General features: G+C 43.2%; 13 protein-coding genes. 4 read left to right on the top strand and 9 right to left on the bottom strand.

The genetic code is table 11. The features are described 5' to 3' along the window. Positions 1 to 246: 246 nt before the first annotated feature. Complete coding sequence (locus PUQ00_RS29755; protein WP_300423310.1) at positions 247 to 528, top strand: hypothetical protein; 282 nt, start codon at positions 247 to 249, stop codon at positions 526 to 528. A 449-nt stretch (positions 529 to 977) separates the two neighbouring features. Here PUQ00_RS29755 and PUQ00_RS29750 read toward each other — a convergent pair whose 3' ends face one another. Together PUQ00_RS29750 and PUQ00_RS29745 are read right to left on the bottom strand one after the other, a co-directional pair. Further along, complete coding sequence (locus PUQ00_RS29750; RefSeq protein ID WP_300423309.1) at positions 978 to 1,769, bottom strand: PP2C family serine/threonine-protein phosphatase; 792 nt, start codon at positions 1,767 to 1,769, stop codon at positions 978 to 980. 10 nt (positions 1,770 to 1,779) lie between these two features. Beyond that, on the bottom strand, positions 1,780 to 1,992 hold the full coding sequence (locus PUQ00_RS29745; protein WP_335029546.1) for a hypothetical protein: 213 nt from the start codon (positions 1,990 to 1,992) through the stop codon (positions 1,780 to 1,782). A 368-nt stretch (positions 1,993 to 2,360) separates the two neighbouring features. On the opposite strand from PUQ00_RS29745, the gene PUQ00_RS29740 reads away from it, so the two are divergent. Further along, positions 2,361 to 3,428, top strand: a complete 1,068-nt coding sequence (locus PUQ00_RS29740) for an EamA family transporter (RefSeq protein WP_300423308.1) — start codon at positions 2,361 to 2,363, stop codon at positions 3,426 to 3,428. 99 nt (positions 3,429 to 3,527) lie between these two features. Then, positions 3,528 to 4,670 carry a peptidoglycan-binding protein gene (locus PUQ00_RS29735; RefSeq protein ID WP_300423306.1) on the top strand — a complete coding sequence of 381 codons (1,143 nt, stop codon included), beginning with the start codon at positions 3,528 to 3,530 and terminating at the stop codon, positions 4,668 to 4,670. Between the two features lie 2 nt (positions 4,671 to 4,672). Here PUQ00_RS29735 and PUQ00_RS29730 read toward each other — a convergent pair whose 3' ends face one another. Further along, entirely contained in the window at positions 4,673 to 5,128 is a 456-nt protein-coding gene (locus tag PUQ00_RS29730; RefSeq protein ID WP_300423304.1) for a DUF2141 domain-containing protein, read from the bottom strand. Between the two features lie 481 nt (positions 5,129 to 5,609). Here PUQ00_RS29730 and fba point away from each other — a divergent pair, with 481 nt between their 5' ends. Beyond that, positions 5,610 to 6,689, top strand: a complete 1,080-nt coding sequence (gene fba / locus PUQ00_RS29725) for a class II fructose-bisphosphate aldolase (RefSeq protein WP_300423302.1) — start codon at positions 5,610 to 5,612, stop codon at positions 6,687 to 6,689. Between the two features lie 59 nt (positions 6,690 to 6,748). Here the strand turns inward: fba and PUQ00_RS29720 are convergent, their stop codons facing one another. The 6 genes from PUQ00_RS29720 to PUQ00_RS29695 form a co-directional block, all read right to left on the bottom strand. Next, entirely contained in the window at positions 6,749 to 7,027 is a 279-nt protein-coding gene (locus PUQ00_RS29720) for a hypothetical protein (RefSeq protein WP_300423301.1), read from the bottom strand. A gap of 216 nt (positions 7,028 to 7,243) precedes the next feature. Continuing rightward, positions 7,244 to 8,056: a carbon-nitrogen hydrolase family protein gene (locus PUQ00_RS29715; RefSeq protein WP_300423300.1), complete on the bottom strand. Its 813-nt coding sequence runs from the start codon at positions 8,054 to 8,056 to the stop codon at positions 7,244 to 7,246. A 529-nt stretch (positions 8,057 to 8,585) separates the two neighbouring features. Then, complete coding sequence (gene trxA / locus PUQ00_RS29710) at positions 8,586 to 8,909, bottom strand: thioredoxin (RefSeq protein WP_300423299.1); 324 nt, start codon at positions 8,907 to 8,909, stop codon at positions 8,586 to 8,588. 352 nt (positions 8,910 to 9,261) lie between these two features. Then, positions 9,262 to 10,425, bottom strand: coding sequence for a GuaB3 family IMP dehydrogenase-related protein (locus PUQ00_RS29705; RefSeq protein ID WP_300423298.1), 1,164 nt, complete (start codon positions 10,423 to 10,425; stop codon positions 9,262 to 9,264). 422 nt (positions 10,426 to 10,847) lie between these two features. Then, positions 10,848 to 11,378, bottom strand: a complete 531-nt coding sequence (locus tag PUQ00_RS29700) for a YdcF family protein (RefSeq protein WP_300423311.1) — start codon at positions 11,376 to 11,378, stop codon at positions 10,848 to 10,850. 278 nt (positions 11,379 to 11,656) lie between these two features. Further along, positions 11,657 to 12,910 (bottom strand): exonuclease SbcCD subunit D, encoded by a 1,254-nt coding sequence (locus PUQ00_RS29695; RefSeq protein WP_300423297.1) that lies wholly within the window; start codon positions 12,908 to 12,910, stop codon positions 11,657 to 11,659. Between the last annotated feature and the right edge of the window lie 142 nt (positions 12,911 to 13,052).

Raw genomic sequence — 13,052 nt, 5'->3', positions numbered from 1 at the left:
TTTGACTTTGCCACTCTTCAGATGTACGGAGCTTGTTCAAAACTCAAATAGGATTCCTATAGAAGAATATCGACGTGAATTGGATGCAGACAATGAAGCGAGGTGAATGAGGTAAGGATACTAGATACAGATCACCTATCATTGATGTAAAGAGGTAATCCATTTATTATCAAACGATTAAATACATTTAATACTCAAGACATTGCCATAACTATAGTTACAGCTACTGAACAACTACGGGGACGAATGAATATTATTAACAGGGCTGATTCATTAAATGAATTAGTCTTTGCTTCTGCCAGATTAAAAGATACATTAGAAGACTTAAATACTCTCAATGTGCTGCTATTTAGTCATGATGCTGGCAAAATTTGCGCTGAATTAGTTAAGCAAAAAATCCGCGTTGGGACTGAAGATTTACGCATTGCGGCAATTACGCTGTCAGTAAATGGGATTTTAGTCACCCGCAACCTGAAAGATTTTGATAAAGTACCTAATTTGCGTTTAGAAGATTGGACTATATCTTAATTTGTCTCAAGCCTAAATTGACCTATTTTTTTATAAGTAAAAATTTCAGAGCAATATTATTAGCTTCCCAGTATTCTTTGGCTGAATTTAAAATATCCAATGGTATTTGGTACTGTGTCGGTTTAGCTTGAGCATAAGATATCAATAAGTTCTTTTCCTTCCTTAATTTACGGCATCAAAAAATCCACACAATCACCCTGAGCATCTTTCAGTAACGACTTAGGCCAAGCAAAAGAAATATGATTCAGGTGAGAGTTTGGCTCTTTGGGTCGGTGCGCTATCATCACCGCCAACTTTTGCACACGCTCAGGAGTTTGCGAGTGTTAAATTTTTGCTAAGTAACCATTGTGATTAGTTTACCAAACCTTGGCTTCACCACTAATTTTAGTTTCACCCAGCAAAGTAATCGATTGACCCGTACTTGCACAGGTGAAAACTGTCATCGAATTTTACTCTCTATCAAAGAAGCACAAAAGTAAAGTTTTATCATCGTCAGTGCGAGAATTTAGCCGTTCAGAGTTGAGGAATTCCGTCAGATATTTATCTTTCTCCTCTCCATTAACAGGTTCGTGCAAGTATTCCTCCAAAGGTTTAAAGAAAGGTGAGAACGCTTCCCAGTCGCTCAAGCGAATTGCTACTTTTTCTAGTCCATCAGTGGAAGCACAAATAAACTCTTGTTTTTCGGAAATAACCTTAACCTGCATTTCTTTTACTGCATTTGCTGAAGTGATAAAAGTCGTTTCATTAGCAAACTCACCTTTTTCTGGCTGAAATAACAGTTGATATTCTGACTCTTGGGAACGCCTTACAATAAATCCATCCCCGATTTGCATAGCTGCAACCCAGTCAGGAGTAGCCACGAAAACTAACAATGTACAAGCTAAATCATTAACAGAATGATTTTCTTTGGCTGCTTGCTCATGTAAATTTGTAATAGCTTTTTTCACAATTTTAGCAAACAGTTTCTCAGCTTCTTCTTTAGACAGTGGTTGAGAAAAACCTGGCTCAAATTCTTCTTCCTTCTGAGGAGATTCATTAATATCAGCAAAGCATTTGAGTACGGTTTCTACCGCCAACTTAGCACCAATATCAGAATATTTAGCACTACCAGCACCATCAGCAACCGCGCCTACAATAATCAGATCATCAAAGATGCGATAATCCCCATAATCTTGACAAACTATACCCTGGTTTTGATGACTTGTTCCGATCGCGGAACGCGCAACAGCTTTCCAATTCACAAAATTTCCTCTAACTGGTAAATTGACCCCATCCCATAGCCGGTAAAGCTATAGCCTGCCCTACTTTGCGACTATAAACCCGTTTCATCGACGCAGAAAGCCAGACAAACAACTCACGAAAATCTAAGCCGTTAAGCATAACTGCTGGACGTTCAGGAGAAGAAATTTGTTTGAGGATATTCATATCAGCACCCTTTACACCAACCGCAAAAAAGTGTCTCAAAGATCAATCACTTACATTATTAGCTTAAAAATACACTTTAGTAGGATTTTTACGTATAAATACTAGTGTCTATTTGCCTGATTTAAAACGTTTGTGCTTGTTACCGGATAAAGCTTTCTGCGTAAATCGTGGGGAACTGAGGGTTGAAATTTAAACGCAAAGGGAAAGCAGCGCGGGAACAGGGGAGGCAGGCGCTAGCCTCTCACGCATGGAATTCGGCGAGACGCTGAACGGTGGGCACGCAGAGAATTGACACTTGAGTATTCTTTCCTTCTCTCCTAGAGGCTATGCGATCGCAAAACTACATAATTCGGTAAAATTGGGTAAAGCAATTTTTGCGCTTGTTAAATAAAGGCATCAGCAAACCCATGCAACTGAAACTCAGTGCATCTCAACTTCCCTTCGCCCCTCTTTTGTTAATTGCCCCCTTTTTCCTATGGGGGACGGCAATGGTAGCCATGAAAGGAGTGATACCCCACACCACACCGCTATTCATGGCGGGAGTGCGTTTGATACCAGCAGGGGTGTTAATTCTGATTGCAGCCGCATTCATGGGTAAACCCCAGCCGAAGGGTTGGGCTGCATGGCTGTGGATTGCCTTATTTGCCTTGATAGATGGGACGCTGTTTCAAGGCTTTTTGGCTGAGGGATTAGTCAAAACCAGTGCGGGGTTAGGGTCTGTGATGATTGATTCCCAACCCTTAGCTGTTGCCTTGCTGTCGTTGTGGCTATTCCAAGAACACATTGGTTTTTGGGGATGGCTGGGGTTAGGATTAGGAATCACAGGCATTAGTTTAATTGGTTTACCTGATGAGTGGATTTTACATTTTCTCGACTCAGGCGCAAATATCACAATTGGCAACTGGCAAGATTTGTTTGCTAGTGGCGAGTGGTTGATGCTGTTAGCAGCACTGTCAATGGCAGTGGGAACAGTGTTGATTCGGTTTGTGTGCCGACATGCTGACCCAGTAAGCGCTACAGGATGGCACATGATTTTAGGTGGATTGCCACTATGGGGAATTTCATCAGTTGTCGAATCCCAGCAGTGGGAGAATCTAGGAGGATCTGATTTAGTGGCTTTGGGTTATGCTACCGTATTTGGCAGTGCGATCGCCTACGGGTTATTTTTCTACTTTGCCTCTAGTGGCAGTCTCACCAGTCTTAGTTCCCTCACCTTCCTGACACCCGTATTTGCCCTACTATTCGGCAATCTCTTCCTCTCAGAAGTCCTCAGTCCGTTGCAGTGGGTCGGTGTTTTCCTCACTTTAATCAGTATCTATCTGATTAACCAACGTGATACTTTAGCTCGACAAAACGATACAGTTACTGTCGGCGAAATAGCTAATATACCGCAACCAGTTTTAGAAACATCTGTTAAAAAATTGCACCCCATAACCCTAGCAGTCAGAGAATCTGAACCAGAAATTTTGCCATAAGCAATAACTCTGTTCACTTTTGAATTTTGAATTTTGAATTTTGAATTGTTATTGTTGTATCGAATACTTCAAAAGCACGTTCAGGCTGAAACTTGCAATATGAGGCTACGCCCTTCCTTAATCTTGATATTCACCTGTTTTTCTTGCCTGGGTTTTTACCCAAATCGCGCAAGTACAGCCACACCTAACCTAGCACCTGAAATTTTAGAACTTGCACAAGCTAGTTCGACAGTTACTGCTAGTCCGGCTATTTTGATGCTCGGTAGTCAAGGGTCAGATGTGCAGACACTACAAACTCAATTAAAGCAGTTGGGATACTACAGTGGCGTGGTAAATGGACAGTACAACGCCAGTACGGAAATCGCTGTAGCTAAATTCCAGAAAGCAAAGGGTTTAAAAGTAGATGGTATTACGGGTCTGGCAACTAACGAGAAACTGCAAGCAGCAATGGAGGCTAAAAATCAGATTATCAGTTCTCGAATATTCACCTCTGATGCTGGGACTTCCAAACCAACTGTAAAACCCAAGCCAACGGAGAGAGGTTTTGTCTGGTGGTTAATATTTGCCATTGGAGTTCTAGGAAGTATTGGCGCACTTGTTTACCTGCTGAGGTGGTTTCGTCAGGTCAAACAAGTGGAAAAGTCGGAAATATCAAATACTAAAAGCTTGAGTGAAGCTAAGAAAGACCTGATGACACCACTCTTACCAGAGACTGTAACTAGTCCACAAACAGCTACGCCACCACTTACCACACAACTACTGCTACCAGAAAAAACTTCCCGACTGACTAAACTGAATATCGTTGATGAATTAATTCAAGACCTACGCAATTCTGACCCAATGAAACGACGCAAAGCTATTTGGGATTTGGGTCAGCAGGGAGATTCGCGGGCAATTCAGCCAATGGTTGACCTGATGATTGATGCTGATTCTCAAGAAAGCAGTTTAATTTTGGCAGCTTTGGCAGAAATTGGTATCCGCACACTCAAACCGATGAATCGTGCTCTAGCAATTTCAATCCAAGATGAAAGTCCACAAGTGCGGCAAAATGCGATCCGTGACCTGACGCGTGTTTATGATATGATGGGTCAAATGAGTCAGATGTTGCGCCATGCACTAGAAGACCCAGATGCGGAAGTGCAAGCAACAGCACGATATGCTTTGACTCAGATGAATCGAATGCGTGGCTTGCCGGAACAACAGAGTCTACCGGAGGATTTACACAACGATTCACAAGAATAAGTCTAAAAATATTTCAACTGGATTTGGATATTGGTGTCCGGGCCTGCGACCAAAAATGCGGCTTCGCTAAATTTGGGCGCTCTTGTGAGAATTTCTGGGTTGCTGGAAAATCCAAAGCCTTCCTTTGGTATACCAAAAATATTACTATTGAGAGTGTAGTCATTATTTTGATCGTGGAAGACAGCAACGGCGTAACTACCTGCTTTCAAGTTCTCAAAGGTAATGCTTAAGGGAATGTCAGTAATCTTGCTACACTGCTTTTGTAAGACGCGATCGCGATCGCTAGGAAATCCTTCACTGCTGGCAAATATACTGACACAAACTTGTCCTTGTTTATTCTTCAAGTCATCAATTTCTATGCTGAGTTTGCCGTTAAAATTTGCCTTAGCACTAAATGACCATGCTAGATTTCCCAGAACTGCCAATAGCAACATACTAACTCTGAATCCTTTTACCATAAAATTTTCACAAAATAAAATAAGTTTTGCTCAAACAAAGCAACGCAGATTTCCAATATCGATCATGAGATATCTATTGGTCGAGCTATTTATAGAATAATTATCACTCAGTTAAATCTGATTGTAAGTATAAACTCACAAGCGATCGCTGTCTTCATTGATCCGGTGTACCAGTTGAGCAAAGACACTCCGCTTACTTCTTATCTACTCCCTCGAATCCTAAAACCTCAGAAAATACCTCTTCGCTTGCGCCTAAGTTCTGTAGTATCCCAGTAGTAAATGCGACAGTGGGGGTTATAGTACAGCAGTAGAGAGCAAAAATAGGGCATATTTATAATAGTAAACATAGCGTGATCTTTTTCAACATGACACACCACACTAGTTATAATTTCCTATAAGTTGAAAAAACTCTTAAGATTTAGCGTAATAATTACGCTTCTCTCACACCGACTAGCTGACAACCACATTAGGAGGACTATCTATGGCGCTTGTACCACTGCGGCTGCTGTTGGATCACGCAGCTGAAAACGGTTACGGCATCCCAGCTTTCAACGTTAACAATTTGGAGCAGATTCAGGCGATCCTGAAGGCTGCTGTCGAGACAGATAGCCCTGTAATTTTGCAAGCTTCTCGTGGCGCTCGTAATTATGCAGGAGAAAACTTTCTCCGCCACCTAATTTTGGCAGCCGTAGAAACCTATCCTCACATTCCCATTGTCATGCACCAAGATCATGGGAATGCGCCTGCTACCTGCTACTCAGCAATTAAGAACAACTTCACCAGCGTGATGATGGATGGTTCTTTAGAAGCTGATGCTAAGACCCCGGCTAGCTTCGAGTACAACGTCAGTGTTACCCGCGAAGTTGTAAATGTAGCTCATGCTTTGGGTGTCAGCGTTGAAGGTGAACTCGGTTGTTTGGGTTCTCTAGAAACTGGTGCTGGCGAAGCTGAAGATGGCCACGGGTTTGAGGGTACGCTCGACCACTCCCAACTGCTAACCGACCCCGATGAAGCTGTTGACTTCGTAGAAGCAACCCAAGTAGATGCTTTGGCTGTTGCCATTGGCACAAGCCACGGTGCTTACAAGTTTACCCGCAAGCCCACTGGCGAAATTTTGGCCATCAGCCGCATTGAAGAAATTCACCGCCGTTTGCCTAACACCCACTTGGTAATGCACGGTTCTTCTTCTGTACCTGAAGATTTGCTTGCACTGATTAACCAGTATGGTGGTGCAATTCCTGAAACCTACGGCGTACCTGTAGAAGAAATCCAAAAAGGCATCAAGAGCGGTGTACGTAAGGTAAACATCGACACCGATAACCGTTTGGCTATTACTGCTGCTGTACGTGAAGCTTTGGCTAAAAAACCAGAGGAGTTTGACCCCCGTCACTTCCTCAAGCCTTCCATTACATATATGCAGAAGGTTTGTGCTGAACGCTATCAGCAATTTGGCACGGCTGGCAACGCAAGCAAGATTAAGCAAATTTCTTTGGAAGATTTTGCTGCTAAGTATGCTAAAGGTGAACTCAACGTTGTCACTAAAGCAGCCGCTAAAGTTTAATTTTGCCAACAAATAAATAGGAGCATAGTGCTGCTATGCTCCTAAAAGAGTGAGGATTCTCATATTGGCATAAACCGGGTGTTTACCCGGTTTTTTGTTTTATTCATCAGGACTGGGCATTGGGCAATTGAATTTTTGATTTTGGTGAAGCAGCGCGGTCTTCTCCCAAAGGGAGAGGCTAGCGCCTGCCGGAGGATGCCCGTTCGCGGAGCGTCTCGTAGAGAAGGGCTGTAGGGGGTTTCCACGCCACTTGACGCCAGTCCGCTCAAGTCGGGAGACCCGAAAGAACGGCTGGCTCCTTTATGCCGGGGAACCCGTCCACCGCAGTGGCTTCCCATGAGTGACTGCACCAAGCCGTACCCTTCGGGATCTTCCTACGCGCAGCGTCTCCCCAACTCTTGGAGACGCTACGCGAAGGGAGAAGGGATTGACGATAGCGCAGCGTTAGCGAGTATTCGAGCGTCGCGTCTTTTGGATTAAATTTCAATTCTTTAATCCAAAATCCAAAATCTAAAATCTAAAATCTAAAATTCTCACTCCCTCATCCCCAGTGCCTAGAATACCCGATGTTGTAAGGAGGGCATTTGACGGCGGACTTGTTCGAGCCTAGTGGGGTTGATTTCAGCGATCGCAATTCCCGGCTTTTCTCCAGCATCGGCTAAAATTACGCCCCAAGGGTCGATAATGACCGCGTGTCCGTGGGTTAGACGGCGGGCGTAGTTATTGCCTGTTTGGGCAGGAGCAATGACGTAAGCGGTATTTTCGATGGCTCTGGCTTGTAGTAGTACTTGCCAGTGGTCTTTGCCAGTAAACGCGGTAAAGGCGGCGGGAATAAAGATAACATCAGCTCCCTTATCTGCAAGATGACGATACAGTTCAGGGAAGCGGACATCATAACAAATAGAAAGTCCTAGATTACCGAATTTTTCTGAGAAATGGACGGGGGGTAGTTGCGTACCAGCCACAACCGTGCTGGATTCGCGATAGGTGTTGCCATCAGGGACGTTAACATCAAATAAGTGTACTTTGTAGTAGCGGGCAAGTTCTTGACCGTTTGGGTCGATGAGTAGAGTGGTGTTATAAACTTTGCCTGTATTGTCTACCGGAAGTGGAAAGCTGCCGCCTAAGATCGTAATTTGAAAGCGTTGAGCCATTTTTTTGAGAAAATTTTCACTTTCACCAGCGATCGCATCGCCTTGCGCGAGTTTGTCTTTTTCTTCTCCCATATAAGAAAAGTTTTCTGGTAAACTTACCAATTCAGCACCTTGACGCACGGCAAGCTCTATTAATTCTTCTGCCTGTGCCAAATTTTTGTGTAGATCGGACACACTGGTCAATTGAATAGCGGCGGCTAAATAAGACTTCATACATTCAACAACGAACAGTTGATTTATGAAAGATAGATTATCAAATTTATCGTTAATTCAACATCTGTGGTACTTAATTAGAAATGCGTCAGCATTGCTTTTATTTAACAGACTTGTTTTATTGCTGATCTTAATCTTCACTCTGGGTTCTAGCAAACAGAGTAAGATTGCGATTGTGTTGTGATCAAACCCTGATAAAAGCTGTCTGCTATGGATATTTTTCTATTACAGAGCAACTAAATTTATTTTGAATTTTGACTTTTGAATTCGGAGCGTACCCCTTATCTTAAGCAAACTACGCCAGCTTTTGGGTTTTCTGTTGGCAATGCTATAGCGGTAAAAATTGGTAGTGCAGAAATTAGGGAGTTGTTTTTGAGGTAGAAAACTCCTAAAAATATTCTGAAACTGTATACAAATGTAAACAAGCTTGAGAGACGCGAATTTTTTGTCTCTCAAACTTGTTTATAAAAATTAACCTAAAGTTAGAACAACATGGATAACTCAAGAGGAGTTTATTGCCGATTGAGTTTCAAAGATACTTTTCGAGAGTGGAAGCTAATGTAGTTTTAGGCACAGCGCCGACCACCATATCCACTTTTTGTCCACCCTTAAAAATCATTAATGTGGGAATGCTGCGGATGCCGTACTGGCTAGCAACATTAGGATTTTCATCTGTATTGACTTTTACGACCTTTATTTGACCTTTGTACTGTTCGGAGATTTCATCGACAACAGGAGCTACCATACGGCATGGTCCGCACCAGGGTGCCCAAAAGTCAACTAAAACGGGTACATCGCTGTCGAGTACTTCTTGCTGGAAACTAGAATCGGTAACTTGTGCGGCTGTTGACATGCCTAAAACCTTCGCCAATAATATCTGAACTTGGTGAAAATTCTACCATAGCAAAAACCTCGGCTTGGGAGTAGAGGATGTACATTTGCAAAGAAGCTGTAGAATTTATTTACAAACATAAGGAACCGCCCGAACAGTAGTCCGGGCGGAGTGTGGTGTGAGGAGTGAACGGAAACATGCGTCTCCGCTATCTCTATTGTAGGCGACATATCGAATTTTTCCAGCAATTGTTTAGGGGGCTGGAAAAATTTCTTGAAGAATTAAGCATTGAGGATTGGGCATTGGTTATTCTCCTTGTTCCCTTTGTCTCCCTTATGCCGATGCCCCATGCCCCATGCCCCATGCCCAAATTCTATTTCCCCATACCTAATTGTTGAGCTTTTTGGTAAACTTTACCCTCAGTTAATAAGGAAGGCGCAATCACAACTTCCACTTGCTGCATTTCTTTAATATTTTTGACTCCTAAGGTGCCCATGCTCGTCTTTAAGGCTCCTAAAAGATTGTGAGTGCCATCATCTAGTCCTGCTGGGCCAATGAGGATTTGCTCTAGGCTACCAGTTGTGCCAACGCGAATCCGGGTGCCACGGGGCAAAACTGGGCTGGGAGTCGCCATACCCCAATGATAACCTCGTCCTGGGGCTTCGGCGGCTCTGGCAAAGGGTGAACCAATCATCACACCATCGGCACCGCAGGCGATGCATTTACAAATATCGCCACCAGTGATTAAACCGCCATCAGCAATAATCGGGATATAGTTACCAGTTTCCTTGTAGTAATCATCTCGTGCCGCAGTACAATCAGCGATCGCAGTCGCTTGTGGCACACCCACACCCAACACTCCACGAGAAGTACAAGCGGCACCAGGCCCAATTCCCACCAGTACCCCAGCCGCCCCAGCTTTCAACAAATTCAAAGTAACTTCGTAAGTCACGCAATTACCCAACACCACGGGGATGGGCATCGAACGGCAAAATTCTGCTAAATCAAGTGGTACTAAAGACTCTGGTGATAGATGTGCAGTAGAAACTACCGTAGCCTGTACAAAAAATAAATCTGCCCCAGCTTTTGCCACCGCCTCACCGTATTTACTTGCACCGGCTGGAGTTGCACTCACCGCCGCAATGCCACCTTGTTGTTTAATTTGCTGAATACGTAGTTCAATTAATTCTGGCTTTATTGGTTCGGCATAGAGTTCTTGCATCAAGGCAACAAATTCATCTTTACCCACAGAGGCAATCCGATCTAATATTGGCTCTGGGTCAGCATAGCGAGTTTGAATCCCCTCTAAATTGAGGACACCTAATGCTCCTAACTGTGACAAACGTACAGCCAGGCGAACATCTACTACGCTATCCATCGCACTGGCAATTATCGGGATTTCTCGCTCAATATTGCCAATCCGCCACTTAGTCTCTGCCAAACTGGGGTCTAGTGTTCTGTTACCGGGGACTAGAGCAATTTCATCTATTCCGTAAGCTCTGCGAGCTGTTTTTCCCCGCCCAAGTTGAATTTCCACGCTTTAACTTTTCTCAAATCTGTTTAAGCTAGGGTATCAAATTGTGGAGGGGATTGGGACGTTTTTTTCCCGGAACTACACAGATAAATTCGAGTTACCCAAGCCACGGCTCGAAACTTTGAGGGACGCAAAGTATTCACCAAGCAACCAAATGAGCAAAAATTCTTAATTGGTTTTTATATTGTGTTGTTTGCAGGTTGGCGTTGCACTAGCTTTTCGATAATTGTAGTTTCATGTGTCTGTTATTACTTAGTTAATGTCAAGATGATTAACATTAATTCTCTTAATTTGCCTGTATTGACTTAGATCAAGATCATGCAAATTCTCATAAATGATACCAACTTAGAATAGTTTGTCTTATTCAAATTGAGAAACCTTCTGAATCTGAAGATTTTCAATCCAAAATCTAAAATTGGTTTGATTTATTGTTTATTTTTAGCTACATCCACACCTGTGTAACCAGTTGCTAACCAAAGTATTGCTCTAGCTCCATCGCGAATAGATTTTTTGATAGATTCAGGGGGTTTTTCTGAAGGAACTGGGACTGGTTTTAAATAAATACCTCGACTACCCAAAATAATTTCGCCGATGACACAAGCCCGGCGCATATGGAAGTCTGAAGTAATCAAATAAACGCTCTTGATGCCGCGAGCTTGCAAATCATCCACCAACGTAGTAAAATTAGTAACTGTATCTACGGCTTCATAGTCCAAGTGTAAACGTTTGGGATCAACACCAGCTTTGGTAAACACTCGTTGCGTGAATCTAGGTGGACTACCCCCACTAATCCAAATTGGTATATTTGGATGCTGGCGGACAAATTCGGCCGTAAACTTCTCTCGCTCTAAACGTCTGGTTGAACCACCCAACACTACAACTGCTTGCGGCTGTACAAATTGGTTTTGTACTTCTTTGTATTCCCACCAGATGATTAGCGGTAGGACAAAAGCCATAAAACGAAAAGATTTACCTGTAAACAGTAGCTTATTCAAGGCTCGATAACTTAATTTACTGAATTCAAAATTTCCTCTGGCTAGAAGAAAAGCACAATTGATAGTAGAGTAGCAAACTCCTCAAGAATCTGCCCAAATCCAAATTTGGCTGATTGTCATGTTACAGCGCGATTAAGCGTGCTTGAAGTTTTTTTGCTAATTGATGGATTATCCTAACCTGTATCGGACAATGCATCAAAGGGTTCTAGCAACTTGTCAAAGAATAATTGGTATCTATCTTACTCACTAGTTGCTGCTTCCAGCCAGACTTCCACATCATCTGTTAGCAACTTCTGTGCTGCATCCAGCATTGATGCTGCTATGTCTTTGAGGTCTTCACGATTGTTCAAGTAAGTTTTCAAAGCTTCCATTGGGTCGATGCTGCTACTTGCACTCAATTCAGGAATACGGGGCCTGGCTAATTGACTTACTAATTCTGCTTGAATGGTGTAGGTATGAGCGGGACTTAAAGCAGTATGTAGAGAGGAACTGTCAATTAAATCCATCTGTTCAGAGCGGAGTTTGTAAATTAGCCGCACTACAGCATCTTGAATATCATACTTGGCGATCGCTTTCATTAATACCGCTTGCGGATCATCTGTTTTCGAGACATCCACTTCAATGGTGCGGAAAGTCCGAACTGTTAAGGGGCAAAACTCCCATTCAGCGCTCCCCCGCTCAAGTTCTAGCATCACATAACCCTTGTCTTCTTTTTCTTCACTAAAATCTACCCGCTCAATACTTCCTGGATAAATCACCGGCGGGTTGTTAGATTTATTCAGATTTTGGTGGCGGTGGACGTGTCCCAACGCTACATAATCAAAACAAGGTCGCGTCAGTAAAGATAGGGGTAGAGTAAAGCCTTTACCTACTGCCAAAAAGCGTTCTGCGCCTAAAGTAGCATTGTCAGCCATCAAGTGAGCCAAAAGAACAGTTGGCACATTGGGGTCAAGACGGCGAATTTCCCCTTCTAGAACAACTCGCAGACGTTCCGTTAACAGTTGGTTGACTTCCGCCAAAGACAAACCTTCAGTTTCTAGGCGAGTCATCAGGGTGGAACGGGTCAGCCAAGGGAGGGTGATTACTTGCACTTTGCCATTACGGGTTTTGATGTAGTGAGTAGTTAATGTATCACCGACAACAAATCCTGGTACTCCCAAGGTGCGGTAAATATTTAAACTTGCCCCTCCCTGTCCTTGGGAGTGTTGGTCGTGGTTGCCCACCAACAGCACTGTTGGAATATTGGCATCCATCAAACGGCGAAACTGACTAGCAAAAGCTTGTTGTACATAGGGTGGTGGTGTGGCATCCGGGAAAGCATCGCCACCAAATATCACCATATCAACAGTATCTGTCAGCGCTCGGTCAATACATATAGATAATGTACTGACGAAATCCTCCAATCGTGTATTTAATCCAGTTGCGGGATTAATTCGTCCGTGGGAGAAGCCGCTTCCCATGTGGATGTCGGAGAGATGAAGGATTTTAATCATATTTGTCTTATTCAACTATATGAGGTTAAATTACCACGCCAATCATACTATCGCTTACAGCAGCCTGCGTTTCAATCAACCATAGCTTAAGTAGGTCAACTTAATTAAATATAAGATAGAGATACTCTTCCCGTTGTATGTC

Source organism: Nostoc sp. S13 (assembly GCF_029379315.1).
In the GTDB taxonomy this organism is placed as follows: Bacteria; Cyanobacteriota; Cyanobacteriia; order Cyanobacteriales; family Nostocaceae; genus Nostoc.
The sequence above is the reverse complement of the archived record's forward strand: the minus strand, read 5'-3'. Positions and strand labels throughout refer to the sequence as shown.

What these genes read in the sequence shown, in the direction of transcription:
- PUQ00_RS29755 (WP_300423310.1), top strand. Translation starts at nt 247, where the DNA reads ATGAATATTATTAACAGGGCTGATTCATTAAATGAATTAGTCTTTGCT.
- PUQ00_RS29740 (WP_300423308.1), top strand. Translation starts at nt 2,361, where the DNA reads ATGCAACTGAAACTCAGTGCATCTCAACTTCCCTTCGCCCCTCTTTTG.
- PUQ00_RS29735 (WP_300423306.1), top strand. Translation starts at nt 3,528, where the DNA reads ATGAGGCTACGCCCTTCCTTAATCTTGATATTCACCTGTTTTTCTTGC.
- PUQ00_RS29730 (WP_300423304.1), bottom strand. Translation starts at nt 5,128, where the DNA reads ATGGTAAAAGGATTCAGAGTTAGTATGTTGCTATTGGCAGTTCTGGGA.
- fba (WP_300423302.1), top strand. Translation starts at nt 5,610, where the DNA reads ATGGCGCTTGTACCACTGCGGCTGCTGTTGGATCACGCAGCTGAAAAC.
- PUQ00_RS29720 (WP_300423301.1), bottom strand. Translation starts at nt 7,027, where the DNA reads ATGGGAAGCCACTGCGGTGGACGGGTTCCCCGGCATAAAGGAGCCAGC.
- PUQ00_RS29715 (WP_300423300.1), bottom strand. Translation starts at nt 8,056, where the DNA reads ATGAAGTCTTATTTAGCCGCCGCTATTCAATTGACCAGTGTGTCCGAT.
- trxA (WP_300423299.1), bottom strand. Translation starts at nt 8,909, where the DNA reads ATGTCAACAGCCGCACAAGTTACCGATTCTAGTTTCCAGCAAGAAGTA.
- PUQ00_RS29700 (WP_300423311.1), bottom strand. Translation starts at nt 11,378, where the DNA reads ATGGCTTTTGTCCTACCGCTAATCATCTGGTGGGAATACAAAGAAGTA.
- PUQ00_RS29695 (WP_300423297.1), bottom strand. Translation starts at nt 12,910, where the DNA reads ATGATTAAAATCCTTCATCTCTCCGACATCCACATGGGAAGCGGCTTC.